At 32.2% G+C, this 24,130-nt stretch carries 14 protein-coding genes; 7 read left to right on the top strand and 7 right to left on the bottom strand.

Going from position 1 to position 24,130, the window contains the following annotated elements; all coding sequences use genetic code 11:
* From ACH2CG_RS13520 to ACH2CG_RS13495, 6 genes are all read right to left on the bottom strand, one after another.
* On the bottom strand, nt 1–1,297 hold a 1,297-nt coding region (locus tag ACH2CG_RS13520; RefSeq protein ID WP_395066074.1), incomplete at its 3' end, for a vanadium-dependent haloperoxidase.
* Between the two features lie 141 nt (nt 1,298–1,438).
* Nucleotides 1,439–4,699 carry a VCBS repeat-containing protein gene (locus ACH2CG_RS13515; RefSeq protein WP_395066072.1) on the bottom strand — a complete coding sequence of 1,087 codons (3,261 nt, stop codon included), beginning with the start codon at nt 4,697–4,699 and terminating at the stop codon, nt 1,439–1,441.
* Complete coding sequence (locus ACH2CG_RS13510; RefSeq protein WP_395066070.1) at nt 4,692–8,009, bottom strand: VCBS repeat-containing protein; 3,318 nt, start codon at nt 8,007–8,009, stop codon at nt 4,692–4,694. The genes ACH2CG_RS13515 and ACH2CG_RS13510 overlap by 8 nt, the downstream gene beginning before the upstream one ends.
* A 141-nt stretch (nt 8,010–8,150) precedes the next feature.
* The gene (locus ACH2CG_RS13505) at nt 8,151–9,659 is read right to left on the bottom strand and encodes a RagB/SusD family nutrient uptake outer membrane protein (protein WP_395066068.1); all 1,509 of its coding nucleotides are present in this window, start codon (nt 9,657–9,659) and stop codon (nt 8,151–8,153) included.
* 12 nt (nt 9,660–9,671) lie between these two features.
* The gene (locus ACH2CG_RS13500) at nt 9,672–12,677 is read right to left on the bottom strand and encodes a SusC/RagA family TonB-linked outer membrane protein (RefSeq protein ID WP_395066066.1); all 3,006 of its coding nucleotides are present in this window, start codon (nt 12,675–12,677) and stop codon (nt 9,672–9,674) included.
* Between the two features lie 372 nt (nt 12,678–13,049).
* Nucleotides 13,050–15,053, bottom strand: a complete 2,004-nt coding sequence (locus ACH2CG_RS13495; protein WP_395066064.1) for a glycosyl hydrolase family 95 catalytic domain-containing protein — start codon at nt 15,051–15,053, stop codon at nt 13,050–13,052.
* Between the two features lie 190 nt (nt 15,054–15,243).
* Here ACH2CG_RS13495 and ACH2CG_RS13490 point away from each other — a divergent pair, with 190 nt between their 5' ends.
* The 7 genes from ACH2CG_RS13490 (at nt 15,244) to ACH2CG_RS13460 (ending at nt 23,058) form a co-directional block, all read left to right on the top strand.
* The gene (locus ACH2CG_RS13490) at nt 15,244–15,597 is read left to right on the top strand and encodes a hypothetical protein (protein WP_395066062.1); all 354 of its coding nucleotides are present in this window, start codon (nt 15,244–15,246) and stop codon (nt 15,595–15,597) included.
* Nucleotides 15,537–16,418: a DUF418 domain-containing protein gene (locus ACH2CG_RS13485; protein WP_395066060.1), complete on the top strand. Its 882-nt coding sequence runs from the start codon at nt 15,537–15,539 to the stop codon at nt 16,416–16,418. The genes ACH2CG_RS13490 and ACH2CG_RS13485 overlap by 61 nt, the downstream gene beginning before the upstream one ends.
* Nucleotides 16,419–16,423: 5 nt before the next feature.
* Entirely contained in the window at nt 16,424–18,199 is a 1,776-nt protein-coding gene (locus ACH2CG_RS13480; RefSeq protein WP_395066058.1) for an alpha-glucosidase, read from the top strand.
* Between the two features lie 19 nt (nt 18,200–18,218).
* Nucleotides 18,219–18,764 carry a hypothetical protein gene (locus ACH2CG_RS13475; RefSeq protein WP_395066056.1) on the top strand — a complete coding sequence of 182 codons (546 nt, stop codon included), beginning with the start codon at nt 18,219–18,221 and terminating at the stop codon, nt 18,762–18,764.
* A gap of 381 nt (nt 18,765–19,145) precedes the next feature.
* Nucleotides 19,146–20,078, top strand: coding sequence for a hypothetical protein (locus ACH2CG_RS13470; RefSeq protein WP_395066054.1), 933 nt, complete (start codon nt 19,146–19,148; stop codon nt 20,076–20,078).
* A complete protein-coding gene (locus tag ACH2CG_RS13465) occupies nt 20,068–21,624 on the top strand; it encodes a phosphatase PAP2 family protein (RefSeq protein ID WP_395066052.1) in 1,557 nt (518 codons plus the stop codon). The genes ACH2CG_RS13470 and ACH2CG_RS13465 overlap by 11 nt, the downstream gene beginning before the upstream one ends.
* A 405-nt stretch (nt 21,625–22,029) precedes the next feature.
* On the top strand, nt 22,030–23,058 hold the full coding sequence (locus tag ACH2CG_RS13460) for a LacI family DNA-binding transcriptional regulator (protein ID WP_395066050.1): 1,029 nt from the start codon (nt 22,030–22,032) through the stop codon (nt 23,056–23,058).
* A gap of 350 nt (nt 23,059–23,408) precedes the next feature.
* Here the strand turns inward: ACH2CG_RS13460 and ACH2CG_RS13455 are convergent, their stop codons facing one another.
* Nucleotides 23,409–24,005 carry a hypothetical protein gene (locus ACH2CG_RS13455; protein WP_395066048.1) on the bottom strand — a complete coding sequence of 199 codons (597 nt, stop codon included), beginning with the start codon at nt 24,003–24,005 and terminating at the stop codon, nt 23,409–23,411.
* Between the last annotated feature and the right edge of the window lie 125 nt (nt 24,006–24,130).

Below are 24,130 nucleotides of genomic sequence, written 5' to 3'. Positions count from 1 at the left end.
CAACATATTCACCAACGTTTCTTCCTTGAACAATTCCATTTTCTATGGCTGCTTTATAATGAATTCCGCCATAAAATCGACTCATTGCAGCTTCTTTGGATGCCAAGTTAAAGGATTTAAATTTCCTAGCTGGCAATCCGTATGGCAATTCTGTGGTATCTGTATAGGCAAAGTTATCTCCAAAAACTGACGTTAGCATAGTTGCCGAACATGTTGAAGCTACAGAATGACCACTTGTATATTCAGGAAATGGCGGAGTTTGTAACAATGGACGCCAATTTTCGTCAATATTCTGATTGATAACTGTTTCTGGACGTACTACATTGCTTCTGTATTTTTCATCCCAACAACTTATAAAAGATTCAAAAAGGCCTAATGAAGTTGCGGTGTAGGCATAAACTGTTTTTTCAAAATTGGCTTTATTGGTTATGCACGCAATTTTTGTAATTCCCATCCAATGTCCGCCTGGTGTAATTTTCTTTTTGGCAAACATCATGTGGCCTTGATTTACAGTTACATAAGGATTACAATCCCAAAATTGAGCCATTTTCATTTCTTCTGATTTGTCTCCTTTTTTAATCATCATTTGACTAATATCATAAACCTCTTGAACTTGCTTAAAAAAAGGTGAACTTTTATTGGTAGAATATGCAAGTGCCGGAATGGGTTTAAACTGAGAAGAAGAATCTAAAACCAAGGTTCTTATTTCGCTCCAATGTGGCTCAACTCCGTCCATGTAAGCTGGCGGTGTTGGTTGCCATCTAGTTTTATCAGATGCATGAACAGAATATTTTGGATAGGTTCTTGTTTGTTTATAGTTGTCTTTTCCCATCCATTTTTTTATTCTTTCGGCTACTTTTAATCCGTATTCTTTAGAGATTTCAAACTCTTTTGGATTTTCATCTTGCCATTTTAAATACAAACTGTCTCTAAATTTTTCAACCAATTCTTCCGAAAAAACCAATGCTTTACTTACTTCCATGTGAGCAACAAGTGCCGCAACATTTTTATTTACGCCGCTTTTTGGATCTAAGACTGGTATAGAGTCTAATCCTGCAACTTGTTTTTGAAGCGAATTGTAAGTTTTACTATTTTGCGCAATCACTTCATAAGCAGCAATATTTGGATAAGTATAAATTCTACTTGCTACAGGTGGCGAAAAAATATCGTGTACAATAATTTGAGTTACGTTATCAATTGAAGCAGCATATTCTGACGGAGTTACTACAATTGTCTTTTCTTTTTGGCAGGAACTAAGTAATGCTACTAATGCTAGTATTAAAAATTTAGGTTTCATTTTTTATATTTTTGAGTTTTAAACTTCAAAAGTTTTTGTTTTTATTGATTCTAACATAAATGACAAAGGTTTGAAATTTATATTTTTTCCGATAAGTTAATTAAGCTTTTACTGTTTTAACTTAAATGTTGAAGCTACAGTCTAATTTTTATTTATTGCTATTTCATAAACCTCAGCTTTTTTATTATTTATGGTTACCAATAGGTATTTTTTTCCGTTATAATTAATAATATCTAAATGTCGAACCGCTTTTTGGACCAAATCAATTCCTATTTTATAACCTAATGTAATTGATTTTTCATTTTTAATTAAGGCGCCCGAAAACCCATCAAAACGACTGTGGTATGGAGAAACTCCAAAATAATTACCTGCTGCAAAAACTTCGTCTTTTTTATCTGAATCGAAATTAGATTTTACGAAAGCTGTAATTGGCGCAACTTGCAAGTCGTTAGAAAAAGCAACAAATGTAAATTTTCCTTTATTGTTTTTCAAATAGCCCGATTTTAAGTTGTGCACTTCATACAATTTTGCCTTCTTTAATAATGCTGGATCAAACACTTCATCGACAGTTTTTCCTGCAAAATTTTTATAAGAATGGAATTTCTTTTTTACCAAACCGCTTAATTGTTCTGCCAATTCGTCTAATCCCATTGTGGTGTAATATTTTCCGTTTTTTTCTACTGTTACAATAGTTTCGAAGGAATCATTAGCATCAAAATCGTCAAAATACATTTTCATTGGAAATTCGCTTGATGCTTTAAACTTAGAATTTAAACCCCAATTTCCAACTAAATAATCCAAATCGCCATCACCATCTATATCAAACGGAATTATTGATTGCCATAAACCATTATTATTTTCTGGATTTACGGTTGGGGTAACATCGCTAAATTTTCCGTTTTTATTGGTAAAAAACCTAGGTTTCATCCATTCTCCAACTACAATTAAATCGGTTGATCCATCGTTATTAAAATCAGAAAAAACGGCATCTTGAACCATTCCAATTTCTGAAAAAGTTTTATTTTCTACAATTGAAAAAATTCCTTTATTGTTGTTTAATAAATAACAATCTGATGGACTTCCGAAACGATTATTCCTTGAATTATTTCCTACAAATAGATCTAGATCGCCATCTTTATCATAATCAAATGCTTTTACAACCGATGCATTTTGTGCTACAGTTGGCATAACGGCTTTGGTTAACTGATTTTTATTGCCATAATACAATCTAGATTGTAAATCGGCAGCATTTTGACCACCACCAGAAGCTACAAACAAATCGTTTATTTTATCATTATTAAAATCGGAAATTACTGCAGATGCATCTTCGAAAACGGCATCATTTTCTAATTCGGGATATGCTTTTTTCACAAAACCACTAGTCGTTTGAAGGTAAATTTGTGACGGAATATCTTTTGACCCACCAAAGAAAATATCCTCTTTTCCGTCTCCATTTAAATCACCAATTGCTGTTGCCGAACCGCGATCTGAACGTTGGTATGGAATTAACTTTTGATAAACAAAATCGATATAATCATTTTCTTGATGTGTAAAATTAATTCCTAAATTAGTTTCTGATTTCTTAAAAATTGGGTTTGCTAATGGATGTAATCTTGCATAATTAAAGACCTTTCTAGAAGGATTAGCTTTAATTTCTAGAGTTTGATTTGTCTTTACATTTTTTACTGTTTGGTATGTTTTATCGGGCCAAATAATGAGCAATGAATCAACTTTAGCTTCTTTTTTATATCCAAAATGAATAATTGGTTCAGACGATGATTGAAATCCTCTTGTTGTTTGCAATTCTTTATACTGCATTTTACCCTTAGAGTAAGAAATTACCTTTGCTCCAATTGCAAATGTATTACCAGCAATAAATTTTAATTTTAGTTTTAAATAGTTGGCTTTGGCATTCGTTTGATTGCAATATACTGATGCTTCGCTGTTTAAATTATTACTAATTACGTCTAGATCGCCATCGTTATCAATATCGGCATAGCCGGTACCGTTAGATATTATTGAGTCGTTTTCTATCCAATCTTTAGATTTATCTGTAAAATTTAAGTCGCTAGAACCTTGAAAAACATAATTAGTAACGTTTCCTTTTGGCATTCTTTTTAAGGCTTCTTTATCTAATAATTTGGTAGAACTTATTTTGGTTTTCACTTCATCATTAGAATAATATTTTACATAATCTAGGTCGTTTGGTCGTTTAGGAATTCCGTTAGAAACGAAAATATCTTGCTCTCCATCTTGGTCATAATCGGCAAAGAGTGTGCTCCAACTCCAGTCTGTTGCTGCAACTCCGCTTAGCAAAGCCGTTTCTGTGAAATTATTTCCGCCATGATTTATTTGCAACATATTGCGAGTATATTGGTAGTGGTAACCCAACTTCTCGGTTCTCATTTTCAACATTTGTACATTGTCGTCGCCAAGTGAAGATTTCAGTACTTTTTCATCCTGCGGAAGCATGTCTAAGGTCATAATATCTGGAAAATTATCATGATTTACATCGGCAACATCTACACCCATTGAAAAACGACTGGTGTGACCAAAATGATTTTTTAAGCTTTCAGAAAAAGTTCCATCACCATTATTTAAATAATAATAATCATCTTCGTGAAAATCGTTGCTAATATAAATATCTGGATAACCATCTAAATTAAAATCGGAAACTGCAATACCCAATCCATAACCATTTGCACCTCCAAAAACTCCTGCTTTTTCACTAATATCAGTAAATTTTCCGTTGTCATTTCTAAGGAGTTTATCGCCACATTCATAACTTCGTTTATTTCTAATATCGGCATTTCCAAAAGAGGCTTCCGAGTGAACTGCATGATTGAGAAGATACATGTCTAAATCGCCATCTAAATCGAAATCAAAAAAAGCAGCAGAAGAGCTGTAATTGTCTAAATCTAAGCCGTACACGGCAGCACTTTCTGTAAAAGTGTTGTTTTTATTATTTATAAAAAGTTCGTTATGACCTTCAAATCCGTTGATACCAACAACTGCACAAACATAAATATCTAGAAAGCCATCTGCGTTTACATCGGCCATAATAGTTCCAGTATTCCAATCGGATTGACCTTCTACACCTGCTTTTACAGAAATATCTTCAAATTTATTATTGCCTTTATTGAGGTATAATTTATTTTTTCCTTGATTGGATGTGAAATAAATATCTACCAAGCCATCATTATTGATATCACCAAGAGAAACACCGCCACCATTATAATAGTAGAGATAATCTAGAATTGAAATGTTTTTGGACTCTTCTAATTTGTTATTAAAAGTAATATTGGTTTTGTCTGACGGTAATTTTTCAAACAATTTATCTTCTTTACTTGAGCAACTAGTAAGGATTAAAAGTAGTATTGCTGATTTGAAAAAATTAGTCATTTCGTTTAAATATTTTTGGTTTATTATCATTTACAACAGCAATAATTGTTGATGAGTTATTTTTAGTTTTGATAACTTTAATTCCTTTTACTTCACCTTTAATGAAAATTCCAGATTTTTCGTTTGAAATCCAAGTGTAATTACCATTTTTATTCCCAATTAATACACTTCCATAACTAGCGTCTAAACGAGCAAATTGCGGTTTAAATTCGTACTGATTTCCACCAAGAATTATATCTAAAATCCCATCTTTATTGATATCCATTGTACAAATTGCATTTACACTGGAAAACTGAACTTCTTTTGGCAGCACTTTAATTTTAAATTGTCCGTTGCCATTATTTATTGCAATACTAGTTTCTTGAACATTTGCTGTTTTTTGAATAGAATTCGAAATCACATCTGTCTCAAATAATTCTTGAAATGATTTTTTGGCATATTCAGAATAGTTTAGATTTTTCTTTTTAATTGAAGGAATTTGTTTGGCTAATTCTTGTTTTAAATGCAATGGAATGTCTTTACCATCTATTGATTGTGTACTTATTTGCTCAATTGTACCGTTGTTATCGAAGTCATTTACAAATAATTTCATCGGATTAGTTTTGGAACATTTATAGGAAGTATTGGTTCCTTTATTTCCAAAAATTAAATCTTTTTTACCATCGTTATTCAAATCTACACATGAAACGGCATTCCAAAATCCTTTTTCATCGGCCAAATTATTTTTAAATTCTGAGAGTCGTCTGCCGGTATTTTTAAAGATTACAGGCGCCATCCATTCGCCAACGATAATTAAATCTTTTTTATTGTCGTTGTCTATGTCTTCCCAAACTGCATCGGTTATCATTCCTACATCATTTAGTTTGAATGATCTTTTCTCGGTTATATTGGCAAAATTTCCTTTACCGTCATTTTCTAATAAGAGTTGTTTTGGAGTAATTCCGTAAACTCCAGGAACACTTCTGCTACCAATAAAGACATCAATATCGCCGTCATTATCAAAATCATATGGTGCAATTACAGAAACATTACTATTGGTGGTTGGAATAATAGATGCACTTTTAGTAAACACTCCTTTGCCATTATTTAAGTACAATCTATTTTTATAATTGGCTTGATCGGTTTTTTCGTTTCCGCCGGATCCAACTAATAAATCTTGATCACCATCATGGTCTACGTCAAAGAAAGTTGCTGCTGTATCTTCAAAGCTTGAATCGTTTTCTAAAGCAACTTGAGTAGAAATAGTAAAATTATCCTTTCCGTTATTGAGGTATATTTTACCTGAATTTCCTTTGGCACCGCCAATATAAACATCGTCATTTCCATCGCCATTAATATCTGCAAGAGCAAGAGCTGGTCCTTCTTGCGAAAGCATTTTTCCTATTAAACCTTCATAATCAAAATCGATATAATCGTTTTCTTTATGGGTTACAATAGTGTTTGGAATTTCAGAAAATAATGGTTTTATTTTTATAGCTTTCGAAACATAGTCTGTCTTTGCATCAGTAATATTTAGGGTAACTGTTGTGTTTAGTTTAATTTTTTTAACGGTTTGAAATTTACCATTAGGCCAAATAACTTGAAGCGAATCAATTTTTTTAGATCCTACACCAAAAGTCATGACGTAATCTACAGACGATTGAAAACCACGAGTTGGAATTAATTCTTGGCGAATAATTTCTTTATTAGAGAACAATTCTACGACACTTCCTACTGCAAATTTATTTTGACCATCACCTTTAAGTTTTACCTTTACGTAATGATTTTCTTTATTTTTTTCAGATTTATTTTGATAAACAAATGCTTGCATATTGACATTATTTACAATTAAATCCAAATCACCATCGTTATCTAAATCCGCATAGGCTGCACCATTAGAAAAGCTTGGTGTTCCTAAACCCCAATTTTGAGCTTCGTTAGTAAATTTTAAATTTTTATTATTTTTAAATGCATAATTGGGCACAGGTGTACTTGGCATTTTATTGATAATGTTTTCCATATCTTCCTTTTTACCAGTAATTGCCATTTTTTGCATTACTTCATTAGCAAAGAAATCTACAAAATCTTGATTGGTAAGATCGTGATAAATTCCGTTACAGACATAAATATCTTTGTAACCATCGTTATCCATATCAAATAAAAGTGCACCCCAACTCCAATCTGTCTTGGCAACACCTGCATAATTGGCAATTTCATTGAAATGGTTATCACCAGTATTTACTTGCAGTGTATTTTGCATGTATTGGTTAAAGAAATCAAGGTTTAATTTCCTTGAAAACAAATCATAATTATCAAAATTTGTTGTGGTTTTTAATCGATTATCGGGTTCTGGCAGCATATCTGTAACAAATATATCTGCTTTACCATCATTGTTTATATCCGCCATATCTGCACCCATTGCCGATTGGCTAATGTGTGTAGTCCAGTTTTGAATTTGCTCAGAAAAGGTTCCGTTTTTATTATTTATATAAAGATAATCGCGTTCGTAAAAATCGTTAGAAATGTAGATATCTGGATATAAATCGCCGTTAACATCACCAACTGTTACACCTAAACCAAAGCCGATTAAACTACCGTATATTCCTGCTTTTTCACTTACATCAATAAACTTTCCGTTATCGTTGCGCAATAACTTATCGCCACCACCTTTTAAAATTGGATTTACATCCCAATCTTTATCACGTAATTCTCTCTTGTTGGAATAATTTAAACTACTTACTGGAATAAAACTGTTATTAAGAATATAACAATCTAAATCGCCGTCTTTGTCATAATCAAAAAATGCTGCATGTGTTGTAATTCCGGTATCTGCAAGATTGTATTGTTCTGCTTTTTCGGTAAACGTTAGATTACCATTGTTTATAAAAAGTTCGCTTTTTCTTTTTTCATCACTTGAGTTTCCAGCGTTGCAAACATAAATATCAAGAAATCCGTCGCCATTAATATCTACCATTACAACACCAGTAGACCATGACTTTGTTCCTTCTACGCCTGCTTTTTTAGAAATATCTTCAAAATTAAAATTTCCTTTATTTAGGTACAATTTATTTTTACCTTGATTGGAAGTAAAGTAAACATCTGATAAACCATCATTGTTTATATCACCAATTGAAACACCTCCACCATTATAAAAATTTCTATATTTAAAGATGTTCATTTCCTCACCATTTTTAACTTCATTGACAAAATCAATTCCTGTTTGAGAAGGTTCTAATTTGGAAAAAAGGCTGTTTTCATTATTAGAATTGTCATTAGAACAACTTATAAACAGAAAAAAAATAGCAGTAGGTAATAAAAATCTATACGACATATCAAGTGATACTAATTATTAAATTATAGTAGCACAATTTACTACAATTTTACAAATAATTGACAAAATTTAAAACAAAAAAAGAGGGTAAAAATTACCCTCTTTTTAAAAAAACTCAAACAAAATATTAAACAAAATTTCTTAGTAACCTGGGTTTTGTTTTAAATTAGCATTAAATAATGCATCCGCAGGAATTGGGTATATTAAATATTTGGCAGCTGAAGTATATGGTTTTAAAGCTCTAGAATCAAGAAACTTTCCAAAACGGATCATGTCATTTCTTCTGTAACCTTCCCACCACAATTCTCTTCCTCTTTCAGCATAAATTCCGTCAAGAGTATTTGGTGCTGCAGCTACTCCTGCTCTTGTAGCAATGTCAGACAAAATTGTCCCAGCGCTACCAGTACCACCTCTTAAGATAGCTTCAACTTTCATTAATAAAGCATCAGAATATCTCATTAAAACTAAATCATTATCTGGCTTATCTAAACTTCCAGCATCTGGAACATATTTCATACCACGTATACCAGCAGTTTCAAGAGTAACTCCACTTGTAATTAATGTTAAAGCAGCAGTATATGATAAAGGATTATTATTTCTATCCATAAGTGGCGTAACACCACCTGGAGCAAATTGTTGTCCAATATTAAAACCTACAGGATTACCAATAGTACTAATAATTGAAGGTGTAGAATATTTACCTCTAGAATCAGAAGCATTAAAACGGTTATAATATTCAGCTACTGTAGCAAAACCATTCCATCCAGAAGGCGTTTGATTGTAGTGGGTACCCATTCTCCATTTAGACTGCATATTTCCACCATCGCCACCTTGAATATTTTTAGATGAAAAAACAATTTCATTTGAAGTGTTATTGTTTGGTTGAAAATTATCCCAATAATTAGCCGCTAGAGTATTAGACATTGCATCTACATGTTGAACTACTTTTGTCATATCGGCGGCAGCGAAAGCTCCAGAACCATCAAAAACAGATTTATTCAAGTATATTTTTGCAAGTAAAAAATGAGCTGCATCTTTATTTACAATACTTGCATCACCAGAAACTCTAGCAGGTAAAGTACTTATTATAGCTTCTAATTCTGAAATAATATAAGTAGTAGCTTCTGATCTTGTCCATACTTTAGGATCATCTAATAAGTTTGACCCAGCTGGTCTGTATGGCGCTTGTCCAAATAAATCAACTACGTTATAGTAATAAAATGCACGTAAAAAACGAGCTTGCAAAACTTCAGAAGCAGTAGCTGATCCACTTTCAATAACTAGATTACAATTGTAAACATTAGAAAGTAATGAGTTCCAGGCACCTTTAACTTCACCATGATCTGGAGCCCAAGTTTGAGTATGAATTTGTCTCCAAACACCATTATCATCCCAGTCACCACCACGAGTTGGCCCAACCATTGCATCAGTTGACATTTCGTCAAGAGCATACATCATACCTTGACCATTAAAGTCACGTAATCCATTGTACGCAGATTGAAGAACAGCAGATGAGTTAATAGTTGTTGTTCCTCCAGAGCTAATATACGATTGACCATCTAGTACTTCTTCATCTAGATTAGTACAACTTGCTCCAAAAGATATTATACTTATGTATAAAAATCCTTTAATAAAATTTTTTCTTTTCATTGTATTTTTTTTTTAAAATGTAACATTAAGACCTAATGCGAAGGCTTTTGAACGAGGATATGATAAATAATCAATACCTGCCGAAGGCACACCATTTAATGATTTGTCAGTATTTACCTCTGGATCAAATCCAGAATATTTAGTAAACAATAATAGATTTTGACCGTTTACAAAGAAACGAGCAGATTTAATTTTTAATTTTTCTAAAGTAGTTCCACTAAATGTATAACCAAATGTTAGATTTCCCATACGCAAGAAATCTCCTTTTTCTAAATATTTAGTTGATGGTGAGTTTGGATCTCCTTGTGCTTGAGACGATGTAGCAACATCTTCAGGCACATTTCTTCCGCCTTGAAAAGCTCCTTTAAAGAAATAAGCATTTGCTGTATTATTATACAAATAATGACCAAAAGCACCATAGAATGAAACTGCAGCATCAAAACTTTTGTAAGCAACATTTGTAGAAAAACCTAGATTCATTTTTGGCAAACCTTGTTTTCCTACTAATTTTTTTGCAGCTAAACCTAAAGAAGCATCATTTCCTGCAGCATCAGCATATATTGAAGAACCATCTGCAGCATACCCTCTAAATTCGTACATGTAATAGCTATAAATAGGCTCATTATTAGTAACAACCTGTGCATATGCGTTAGTTAATCCTTGTCCATTAAGTGCTCCTGCTTGAATAAATCCAGCGAAATTTTTCATTTGATTTTTCAAGAATGAAGCATTTGCAGAAAAATCCCATGTAAAGTCACCTTTATTAATTATTTTATAATTAACACCAACTTCTAAACCTTTATTTATAAGATTACCTTCAAGATTTACATATCTATTTTGGTTTGGACCAGGCTGAACAGAAGCTCCAGGAACTGGAAAAATAAGATCTTTAGTATCTCTATTGAAGTAATCAACAGAACCTGACAATCTATTTTTTAATACTGTAAAATCTAAACCAACTCCATAAGATCTAGTAGTTTCCCATTTTAAATTAGCATTTGCACTGTTATCAATAGTTTGAGCTCCATTATTGGCATAAACCGCTCTACCAATAGCAGAGTTTGCAGCAAATTCTTGATTACCAGTTACTCCAAAATTTCCTCTAAGTTTTAAAGCATTCAACATTCCGTCTTTACCTTCAATAATTTTATAACCCAATCCAACAGATGGGAAAGAACCATATTTATTGTTTGCACCTAATTTAGTAGAACCATCTGAACGCAAAGTTGCAGTAACTAGGAATTTTTTGTAAATGGTTGCATTAACTCTACCATAAAAAGACTGTAATTCAACTCTATTTCTATATGAAGAAACTCTAAATTCATTTTGCAAACCACCTTCGATATTATCGATTAAGTTAACTTGATCAGGATTGTATCCTTTTCCAGAAGAATAACTTCCATCAGCGTTATAATCATAGTATGAATAACCCGCTAAAGCATCAAATATAAAGTTATCATTAAATGTTTTATTGTAATTTAATGTGTGCTCAAAAGTTTTATTAAACTTATTATTGTTAATCAATGCAGACTGACCATATTTAACAGTAGTTGAACCAGGCACTGTAGCTTGAGCCACATTCTGAATATGAATTGAAGGTAACAATTGAGATTTTCTAATTGAGCTTGAACTCTCAACACCAAATAAGAATTGATAGTTTAAATTTTTAGATAATTTTAAAGTAGATTTAATACTTCCTAAAATCTTGCTTGTGTTTGTATAATCTTTGTAAGCATCTAGCAATTGAACTGGGTTCAAATAAGTATCACTTCCATACGCTCCAGCAGGACTATTGTAACCTGGATTGTAATAACCATCAGGAGAATTATCGTAGATAGGGTTTGTTGGATTCCAATATAGCGCAGCACCAATTAAATTTCCAATAAAACCAGCATTGTTAGAAATTAATGTTGCATCATCTTTAATGGCTGCGTAATTAATTTTTGAATCAATTTTTAAATTCCCTCCAAAGAAGTCATTTGAGTTATTTAATGAAAAAGTGTATTTATCAAGTCCTGTGTTTCTAACAATACCATTTGTATTTGAAGCTCCAAATGACAAACGAGTACTTGAATTATCAGTAGATTTTGTAAATGAAACATCATGATTCGTTGTTAAACCGCCTCTTAAAACAGCGTCTTTCCAATCGTATGCTCTAGATCCAGTATCAACTCCACCATTTCTAACAAATGTTCCAGCATCCATAACATCTAGTTTACTTGAAAACTTACTAAAAGTTACTGAAGTACTATAATTTAATTGTGGCTCTTTAGATTTCCCTTTTTTAGTAGTTATAACGATTACACCGTTAGCACCACGAGAACCATATATAGCAGTAGATGACGCATCTTTAAGAATAGTCATGCTTTCGATATCATTTTGATTAACGAAGTTTAAAGGATTTCTAGCAGAAGATGTTCCTAACAAATCATCTCCACCTCCAGAAATGTCACCACCGTCTAATGGAACACCATCAACAACGATAAGTGGACCATTTCCTGAACGAATAGATGAATTTCCACGAATTCTTATTGAAGACGCAGCACCTGGCTCACCACTTGAAGATGTAACTTGTACACCTGAAACTTTTCCTCTTAATAAATCTGCTGGTGATGTTGCAGATACATTGTCAAAATTCTTAGCGTTTAATTGATCTACTGCTCCTGTTGCATCTTTCTTTTTAACAGAACCGTAACCAATAACAACAACTTCTTTTAATTCTTGAAGGTCTTCATTCATTGTAACGTTAATATTGCTTTTACCAGCAACTTTAACTTCTTGTGTTTTAAGACCAATGAAGGTAAATACCAAAACGGCATCTGAACCTACATTTTTAATTGTAAAATTTCCATCTAAATCTGTTTGTTGGCTGTTAGTGGTTCCTTTTATTGTGACAGAAACTCCGGGTAACGGACTTTTGCCATCGGTTACTTTACCAGTTACATTTTGTGCAAATGCAAAACCTGTAAAGAACATAGTTAGAAAAACTAGTAAGCCTTTGAGTAGACTATTTTTCATACGTAATAAATAAGTTAGTTAATAATTGTTTATATAGAAAGTCAAACATAATCTAATTTTGTGAAAATTTTAAGAAACATTACAACGAAAACGTTATAGTATTAACGAAAACGTTTTCGATTTAAAATCAAATGCTTAAAAAAACTACTAAAAAAATACTATATGCATAAAAAAAAAGGTTTAAAAAAATGGAAAGTATTTTTTTTAGTAAAATTTTAGTACAATTTGGCTCTTTATTAGGAAATTTAACTAAAATTGGGAAATTTGGCTTTTACAACCAGTGAAACGGCCTTATTTCTAAAAGAAAAACCATTCACTAACTACCATAAAACAGTAATTAATGAATGATTTTTTATCTCTAAATTAGAGAAATTAATTTTGGATAACTATTGTTTTATCATCAATTCCTAGACCAATAATTTTTAAGGATTTCCATTGTTTTGGCAAAATTCCTTTATTAAATTTCAATCCGTTATCGGTTTGTTCAACGCCACCAAAACCATAAATGATGGCTTGTAACATTGCTCCTGCTCCTGTGGCAAAATAGGGATTGTTACTATTTGCCGATTCTGAGAAAACGCCAAATGGTGGACGACTGTTAGGTAAATAGGCTTTTACAAAATGGTCGTATGCTTTTTCTTTATCACCTAAGCGCGCATATAAAACCGATAAAATTCCGTGCGCCATGGCTGGACCATCTTTTTTATCAATTTTTTCAGAATAATAGGCCAAGTCTTTTTCTATTTGAGTTCTATCTGTAATGATGTGTAACGGATAGGCCAATAAATTTACATCGCCTTGCTTTATTGTTTGTCCGTCATATCCTTTGTAATTTTGAGTAATTCCGTCTTTTTTATGAATTACAATATGATTAGAAACGTCAACCCAATTAGGATCAATGGGTGCGCCAAGAATTGTTGCGGCTTTAATTGTATTTCGTAAAGCTTCAATCGCCGAAGCATTGGTAAATGCATTATCATCCACATGTTGTGCATATTCATCGGCGCCAACAACATTTAAAATAGAATAACTACCGTCTGGATTTTTTACCACACGACTTACCCAAAAATCGGCAGTTTCTTTCAATACTTTAAATTCGCTTTTAAGCCACGATTTATCTTGTGTTAGCGCATAATAATTCCAGAAAGCAATGGCAACATCTGAGGTAATGTGTTGTTCAAAAATTCCTGTCAACGCCCAAGTTGGAGTTGCTTCTTCGCCAGTATCATCGCTTTCCCATGGAAACATGGCACCTTTATAACCATAAATAGTAGCTTTTTGTTTGGCTTTTTGCAATCTGTCCGATCGATAATCCAAACATGATTTGGCCATATCGGGTTGCAATACTAGTAGCGTTGGATACATCCAAAGCTCGGAATCCCAAAAAATATGTCCGTTATAACCTTGACTTGACAATCCCATTGGTGCAATACTTTGTCTAGTTTCTGGTCTAATAAAGGAATACAAATTATACAAAGCAAACCTTACTCGTTGTTGTGCATCAAGATCGCCTTCAATTTCAATATCGCCAGTTTTCCATAATTCTGACCACTCTTGTTTATGTCGGTTTACTAATTTGTCAATACCTTCTTGCAATGCAAAAATAGGCTGTCTTTCGGACTCGTTGAGTGGATCAGTGATATCTTTAGAAGTACAAATACCGCCAGCAATTGCAAATCGGTATTTTTTTCCTTTTGTAAGTTTCTTGGTAAAACCCACTTCGTCGCCTATTTGTTTTAACGTCTCTTTTTCGCCATCAAATAAAAATGTTGTTGAAGCAGAAATAGTATATTTTCCGTTCATCGTTTTGGCAGAAGTACCAAAAACTGGCATTAGGTATTGATTGTCTTTCAAAATCCTAAATTGCGATTTTGCTTCCTTTAACTCATCAGGAACAACCATATAATTATTGGCCGTTATTTCTATATCTCTTTTTGGAGTAATTTCAATAATTGCCATGGCAGAATATGGAATGGCTCTGTTTGCCAAAATAGTGTAATCTATGCTTGCATAATCCTTAAACGAAAAAGAAACGGTACTCATTCCGTCTTTCATAGAAACTACTTGGCTCCAATTATCAATATTATCCGATTTTATTTGCTCATTATTGATGTTCAAGTGCAAATTCAAAAATTCAATACCACGAACAATTTTACTAATTCCATTTTCTAGACTTGGTTGATAAACGCCGTTGAGTATTATCTCTTTTGTTTTTAATGGTTCGTCGTTGGTTACAATACCAATTTGTCCATTGGCCATAGCTACACCAAAATAATTTTGACGCGAAGTTGCAGTCAAATGCCATTCATCCGATTTAGATTGTGCCAATCCAGAAAACGATAAAAATGAAGAAAAAAAGAGTACTAAAATTTTCATATTTTGATTTATTTATCATCAAATTTATCATTTTAATTTTTTATATCTACAATAATTCATTAAAGTATAATTATCTAATAATCGAAAACGTTTTCGGGTTTAAATTTAAATGTATATATCAAATTGATTTTGTTATTGCTAATAATTTTTCAATATTGGACGAACTATTTTAAAGACATTACACAATTAGATGAACACAATCTTAAAAAACAACCGAATTGAAGTTGTCGATGCCTTGCGAGGTTTTGCAATTATGTGTATTGTACTTTTGCATAATATGGAACATTTTGAATTTGTTTATGCACCACCACAGTTTCCAGAATGGCTAAAAACAGTAGATCAAAATGTGATGTTTAGCGCTTATTTTTTGTTTGGAGGAAAGGCTTATGCAATTTTCGCACTCCTTTTTGGGTTTAGTTTTATATTCAAAACGACAATCAAAATAAGAAAGGAAGCGATTTTAGACTACGTTTTCTATGGCGTATGTTTTTACTACTTATATTTGGATTTATCAATACCGCTTTCTACCAAGGAGATATTTTAACACTTTATGCAATTTTAGGATTAATCTTAATTCCGGTTTGTAACCTAAGCAACAAAACAATTTTTATTCTCGCTTCATTTTTAATGTTGCAACCTATGGAATGGGGAAAATACCTTTACCTTGTTTTTAATCCTAGTTATGTTCCTACACCCAATCTATCAGGAAGTTACTATGCTGCGATTTCAGACTACATGAATAATGGCACTTTTTGGGATTATATGATAGGTGATATTACCAAAGGAAAAGCTGCTTCAATGTTGTGGTCATGGGAAAACGGTCGTTTTTTTCAAGCTCCAGGCCTATTTATATTGGGATTGTTAGCTGGTAGAAAACAACTTTTTTCAAACACTTCAGAAAATTTATTGTTTTGGAAAAAAACGGCTCTCTATGCTACTATATTTTTTATACCATTGTATGCGTTTGTTTTTTATTCACCCCAATTTATTACAAATAAATACGAATTAGATAGATTATTAGTGATTTTTAATTCTTATGCTAACTTTGCGATGATGCTAATTTGGGTTTCTGGATTTATACTTTTATTTTATTTATCAAATATAAATATACTACTGACAAAACTCATTCCTTTTGGAAAAATGAGCTTGTCAAATTATATTATTCAATCCATTATTGGATCAACATTATACTATAAATATGGATTTGGCCTTTACCAATACACAGGCGCAACAATTTGTCTATTTATTGGAATAATCTTATTTTTATTGAACGTTATTTTCTGTACTTGGTGGTTAAAAAGTCATAAACAAGGACCATTAGAATTTATATGGCATAAATTAACTTGGATTTCTTTAAAAAACTAAAAATTATGAAATTGAAAATAATCATTGTACTTTCACTATTAATGGGTACAATATCTTGCAAAAAAGAACCGAAAATGGATGAAAAATCTAGCACCAACACTAACAAATGGTGGAAAGAAGCCATCATTTACCAACTCTATCCTCGAAGTTTTCAGGACAGTAATGGTGATGGAGTTGGCGACTTGAAAGGAGTTACAAAAAGATTAGATTATCTTCAAAGTCTTGGCATTGATGCCGTTTGGATGAATCCGATATGTGCATCGCCCAATGATGATAATGGATATGACATTAGTGATTATCGTGCAATTATGACCGAAATGGGAACAATGACAGATTTTGACGAAATGCTTGCCGGAATGAAAAAACGCAACATCAAACTGATTATGGATTTAGTAGTAAACCACAGTAGTGATGAGCACAATTGGTTTATAGAAGCCAAAAAATCAAGAACCAACAAATACTATAATTATTACCATTGGTGGCCGGCAGAAAAAGGAACACCACCAAAAAGATACAGCCTATTTGACGAAAATGCCGATGCATGGCGATTTAACAAAGCAACCAACAGTTATTACCTGCATTATTTTAGCAGAAAACAACCCGATTTAAATTGGGAAAATCCTACAATGCGTAAAGAAATGTACGACATAATGAAATTTTGGTTGGATAAAGGTGTAAGTGGTTTTCGCATGGATGCCTTTCCATTTATGGCTAAAGATACAACTTGGCCCAATATGCCAAAGGATTTTACAAACGAGCAATTTGTGCGTTATTATGGTGCTGACAATAAAGTTCATGATTATCTAAAAGAGATGAACGAACAAGTTTTAAGCAAATATAAAGATGTATATACAGTTGGTGAAGGCGGTGTAATTCCGTTTAGTAAAGTGATGGAATATGTTGATGAAAACAACAACGAAATTAATACTTTATACCACGATGAAATAGCAAATGTATGGGGAAGAAACGAGTTTGACAAAGGCGAATATGTTGTTGGCAGAAACAATGTTATTGGGCTTAAAGAAATCGTTTCTAAATGGAATACCAAATTTCTAGACAAAGGTTGGAACACCGTTTATTTTACCAATCATGATCAAAGTCGTGCAGTAAGTCGTTACGGAAATGACGCGCCACAATTTAGAGAAGCATCTGCCAAAATGCTGTATACCTTCCTACTCACACAACGTGCAACTCCATATATATACAATGGTGACGAGATAGGAATGACTAATATTCGCTTCAAGAAAGTAGAACAATACAACGATTTACAAACCAGAAACAGGTATAATATTGCACTTAAAAACAGCCAAAAAGAAGCAGACGATTACTTGAAAATGCAAGCCGAATTGAGTCGTGATAATAGCAGAACGCCAATGCAATGGAATGCAACTACTAATGCAGGATTTACTACAGGAAAACCATGGTTAACAATAAATGATAACTATAAAACAGTAAATGTTGAAGCAAGCGAAAAGGACGAAAATTCAATTTTAAATTATGCCAAAAAACTAGCCAAGATAAGAAAAGATAATCCTATTTTAATTTATGGCAAATATGAAGTAGTAGATAAACAAAATTCTAATGTTTTTGGCTATACAAGAGAATTAAACGGAAAAAAAGTATTAATTTTATTGAATTTCACAAAAGAAATTAGTAAAATTACACTCTCAAATGAAATGAAGCTATCACAAGAGTTAATTAACAATCTGCAACCATTAAAAAAAGAAGGTTCAACAGTTGTTTTAAAACCATATCAATCTTGTATAGTAAAATTAGAATAATGATTCTATTGAATTAAAAATGAAAAAAACAGCTTCTTTATTATTAGCAATTACATTAATCTCTTCATTGTTTTACAATGTTGTAGACTACTATATGATGATTGCCTACCAAAAAGAACAAAGCTGGATAGAAACAATACAAAATTCTCCCAATTCTAAATTTAAAGTAATAAAACTCAATGCTACCTTATACTCCTTTATGGAGGACACAGATATTGAAAAGGTAAATGAAAATGTAATAATAAACAACAAGATATATCATATTTTCAAAAAAAGCATAAAGGATAATGTTTTAAATTTATATTATTTGGGTGTTCAAGATCAAACTACAATTGACTTAAGTTTAAAGAAAATGGCTGATTGTCAAAAAGATTCAGACACCAATAAATCTCCAATAGAAAAACTTATAAAATCATTTATAAAAGACTATATACCTTCTAGCTCCTCTTTTTATGAGCTCAATTCCTACGCTTGTTATACCATTTTAAACAAAAATTCTCATCCTTATGAGATTGAAAACTCTGGTTACCTGGAACAAGCATACGCTCCTCCCAAAACGGTTTAATCATCTTTATTTATATCTTATAAATAACAAGATTCATAGAACTTATAGTTTCTGTGCTTCAGGTGATTGTCCATAAATTAACTAAACCAGTCTTGTAATTCTATTTTTAGAACTGTACAAGACCAGGTGTTATGTTATTTTGAATTTCAAAAAAACTATTCTTTTTCATTGCTGTTTATATAGAAAAAAGTTAGTTGGTGAAAAATATGGAATTGCATTTTTGAAATAAATGTCGGTGCTTACTTTTATTTAATTTAAGGACAATCATTATGATAATAAAACTATACTTTTTATATAACGTTATGTAAGATAGTATTTTAACCCAATAAGTCACACTAACTATTTATTTGGGAAACAACCTAATAAACCTATAATTTAAAAATGAAAAAACTATATATACTATGCCTGTTAATGGCGGCAAACCATTTTTATGCCCAAACCGAAATTGATGGCATAATGATGGATAAAAACAACTTTTGTACAGGAGCAATCTATGAATATAGCAGTTGGGATAACTATTGGGAAGGAAATTTTAAAAGAGAAAACTTGAATTTTGGAACCATTTCTACTCAAAAAATTTCTGTTAACGGAAATTATGGAATAACGGATAAACTTAATGCAATATTTAGCGTTCCTTATGTAACAACCAAAGCTTCATCAGGAACAATGTTAGGGCAAAACGGTATTCAAGACCTGTCATTAACACTGAAATATTTATTTTATGAAAAAGAAATAAAAAAAAATCTGCTGTCCTTTTATATTTTAGGTGGGTTTTCAATACCAACAACCAATTATGTTGCCGATTATTTACCATTAAGCATAGGTTCTCAAAGCAAAACAGGAAGTGTAAGATTAATGAGTGATTATCAATTTGGTAGTTTATTTGCAACAGCTTCTTGCTCATACATAAAACGTTCCAATATAAAAATTGACAGAAACACCTATTATTCTGACAGAATGCATTATACAAATGAAGTTGACATGCCTGACGCTGTTTCTTTCAATGCAAGAGCTGGATATCGTACAAAAAGACTTATTGCAGAAGCAATATTTGACACATGGACAACCCAAAAAGGAGGCTTTGATATTACTACCAATAACATGCCTTTTCCAAGCAACACAATGAATATGTCTAAAATTGGATTTAACGGAAAATACAATTTAAAATCGGTTTCTGGATTATCAATTATTGCAGGTGCAAACCACGTTGTTGCTGGTCGAAATGTAGGACAATCTAATGCTTTTTATGGCGGATTATTTTACATTATTAATTTCACTTCTACTAAAACTAAAACTACAACCAATGAAAATTAATACTTATACCTTTTGGGCAAAATGCGCTCTATATACTTTACTGCTTTTAACCATTTCTTGTAATGACGATCTTGTAGAAAGAAACCAACAATACCCACAATTGAATCCTACAAATGCTGATGCAAATGCCGGAACATGGCGTCCAATTTTATTAACAACAGCCGATGAATTTTCAGTAGACGCGCCACTTGCAGTAACATCGTCTGCATACAAAGCAGAAATAAATGAAATTAAAAGTTATCAAGCCAATTTAAATTCAGACCAACAAGCAATTATTGATTACTGGAGTGTTGGTGGTGTATTACGTTGGAACGAAATTATACAAACATTAGTGGCAAGACACAATCGTCCGCCATACCAAAACGAAGACGGAACATATCCAGCTCCATCAGCTGCCAATCCTTTTGCAAATCCACAATTTCCATTTTCAAACCCTCCATTTGCAGCTCGTGCCTATGCTTACGTTAGCGCAGCACAATATGACGCAATGGTTGCAACTTGGCATTACAAACAACTTTACAATCGTGCTGCACCTTTTATTGTTGATAACACACTACAAGTTTTAGTGCCAAAAAGTTCATTGCCATCATACCCATCAGAAGATGGAGCACTTGCCGGAGTAACAGTAGAATTATTAAAATTACTTTTTCCAACAGAAATAGCTTTTATACAACAAAAAGCAGATGAACAAAAGCTGTACAGAATAATGTCTGGAGCAAATGTTAGAAGCGATATTGATGCCGGAGTTGCACTAGGAAGAAAAATTGCAGCCAAGTTTATAACAAAAGCCTCTACAGATGGCGCTGGCGCAGCAATAGGTAACCAAACGTTATGGACACAATTAGAAACCAATGCAATTGCTAATGGCCAAACTCCATGGAGATCACTAGACACGCCTGCAAGACCGCCAATGCTTCCACTTTTTGGAAACGTAAAATCATTTTTAATGACACCAGCCAATGTTGTTTCCAATCGTCCTGTACCACCACCATCAACCACTTCACCACAATTTACAACCGAATTAAATGAAGTAAAATACTATAGCGAAAATTATACACGAGACAGAATGAGAATTGTAACATTCTGGGCAGATGGTGTAGGCACATATACGCCTCCAGGACACTGGAACCAAATTGCAGACGAAGCATTTGTTTATCAATATTTTAGCGAAGTAAGATGGGCAAGAAACATGGCATTATTAAACATCTCAATGATGGATGCAGCTATAAGTTGTTGGGATGCAAAATATTTCTATTTCAACCCAAGACCTAGCCAAATGAATCCATCAATAAAAACATCTACTGGAGTACCCAACTTTCCTGCATATGTATCTGGACACTCAACCTTTAGTGGTGCAGCGGCAAGCTATTTATCACATGTTATTCCGTCTAAAACGCAAGAATTTGAAGCCTTAGCAAACGAAGCATCAATGTCTAGATTATATGGTGCAATACACTATAGAAGCGATTGCGAAAAAGGAATGTTACTAGGAAAAACTATTGCTAATTATGCAATAACAAGAGCAACTACCGACGGAGCAGAATAATAAAACTAAAATTAATGCAAATAAAACTGCTCTAGAAAATCATTAACCGATTTTCTAGAGCAGTTTTTATTTTACCTAAACAAGAACATTCTAATAATTTCTGGTTTATTCAAACACACAAAAAAACTAACACTTAATTTTAAAAAAAGTAACAACAATAAAGTGCAAAAATTTAATAAAATCCAATTAAACAACAACCATTAAAACAACTAACACTAGCTTTTTTAGACTTTTAGTAAAAAAAAGATAAATAATATATTAATTTGATAGAATTACATGTCTTTTTTAACAAATTAATTTTTATAAAACAACAACATTGCTAATTTAAATTTATACATTAGAAAATTACAAACAAAGATTAATTTAACCACACTTTTCTAGCTTTTCGCAACACATTTTCATTACATGAAAGATATTACTCTAAAAGAAATTGCTGCCAAACTAGGCATTTCTATAACAACCGTTTCCAAAGCACTAAAAAACTATCCAGACGTAAGCGAAAAAACACGAAATGCAGTTTTAGAGTTGGCTAAATCGCTGCATTTTACACCCAACAGCTTTGCCGTAAACCTAAGAACCAAAGAATCAAAAACTGTAGGGCTAATAATACCCGAAGTAGTACACCATTTTTTTTCTAACATCATTAATGGTATTATTGATGAAGCAGAAAAAAATGGCTATTTAGTATTCATTCTTCAGTCTAACGAATCCTTAGAACTAGAAAAAAAACAAGTAGAATTATTGCTAAATAAGAGAGTAGACGGAATAATGTTGTCTTTATCTAATGAGTCTAATGACGATGTGCACCTCAAAGAAATCATTAAAAGAGAAGTGCCATTAGTCCAGTTTGACAAAATATCCAAACTTATACCTAGCTCCAAAGTAATAATTAACGACCAGAAAGCGGCCTTCGATGCGGTAGAACATCTCATTAAAAGTGGGTGCAAAAAAATAGCACACATTCGCGGACCTATAAATCCACAAAATGCTATAGATAGGTTTTTAGGATACAAAAAAGCTTTAGAAAAAAACAACATTCCATTCAATTCCAATCTAGTCTTTACTTGTAAAAATGTAACCTTTGATGAAGGAAAACAATTTGCACAACTAATACTAGAACAACACCCAGACATTGACGGCGTGTTTGCCGTTACAGACTTAGTTGCTATAGGACTTCTAGACCACTTCAACCAAAACAATATTAAAGTACCACAACGAGTAAAAGTTATAGGATTTAGCAACTGGTTCATGTCGCAAGTAATGAACCCCAAGCTAAGCACAGTTGACCAACCTAGCTATCTAATGGGTGTTCAAGCATTCAACCTGCTGCTAGAAGAAATGATTGCTAGACGCGAACTAAAACCCTTTACACCAAGAATTATTGAGCTACCAACAAGCATAATAAAACGCCAATCTACATCCATAGAACAATAATTTCACAGTTTTACATAAGAAAACCGCACATACAAACAAATAGACTGAACATTTTTTGCCAATCTTTTCCTAATTTCTTAAAATATTTTTTCTAATACTAATTGTTCATCCCTATTCGTTAGAACACTTTTCCTTTTAAAGGTTTATGCACAAAAAAGGCAAACTATACAGCTTGCCTTATACTTTTAAATTTATTTTATTTATTTTATTTATTGTTTTACATATGGTTAAATGATGTAAATTAGTGCATCACTAACTTTGAATCATTGCAGTTAAATAATGTAAAATTGTTTATCGTTAGCTTTGATACATTATCCATAGTGGGACATATCCGCGCCATCTGGGTAGAATTAATTGGTAATATCAATTTTCTTGCCACTATCATCTACAAAATAAGTAAACCTCTTATTGTCTGAATATTTCACAGACACTTTACAAGTTTTATCAAACTTTTTAGAATAAAAACCCATACTATGGTCAATAGATTCATTAGGCATTAAAATAAAACAATCTCTAATAATATTTTCTATAATGAAATCTTTAGAGTTTTTGTAAATAGTATTTGAGCCAAAATTTTTCTCATAAAGTTTGTTTGCAAATTTGAGCTTTAAAGAATTTATTTTTTCTTGATACTCTTTTTGCTCTTTGCAAAATATGGTACTTCTAATAATTGGTTTTACAAATGGCATTCCAATTGTTGATGGTTTTTCCTCTTTGATAATAGTTTTTCCTTTTATAACTGTTAAAACAATATTTTCCTTCGATAAAAATACTGTGTCTTGACTTTTATTTACTATTTCAAATTCCAAAGTAGAGAAATCGGAATGGTAAACATTATTTTTATAACCTAAATATGTTATATTAATTTTATTATTCAATTGATTGTCAATAAAAGTGTTACTTAATAAAAGAAAACTAAAAACGGAAATATAGAAAACTCTTTTCATAATATTTTGTTTTAAAACCCTGGTATGTTTTGATAATTATAACTTTTAGGACCTTTTGTGTAGCCAGATTGATAATTTCTATACTGTTGAGTCATACTACTACCCGATAGCGCGGATTTGCAATC

Origin of the sequence: Flavobacterium sp. (genome assembly GCF_043778725.1) — a bacterium.
GTDB lineage: Bacteria > Bacteroidota > Bacteroidia > Flavobacteriales > Flavobacteriaceae > Flavobacterium.
Note: the sequence above shows the minus strand (reverse complement) of the source record. Positions and strands in the feature narration are given on the sequence as shown.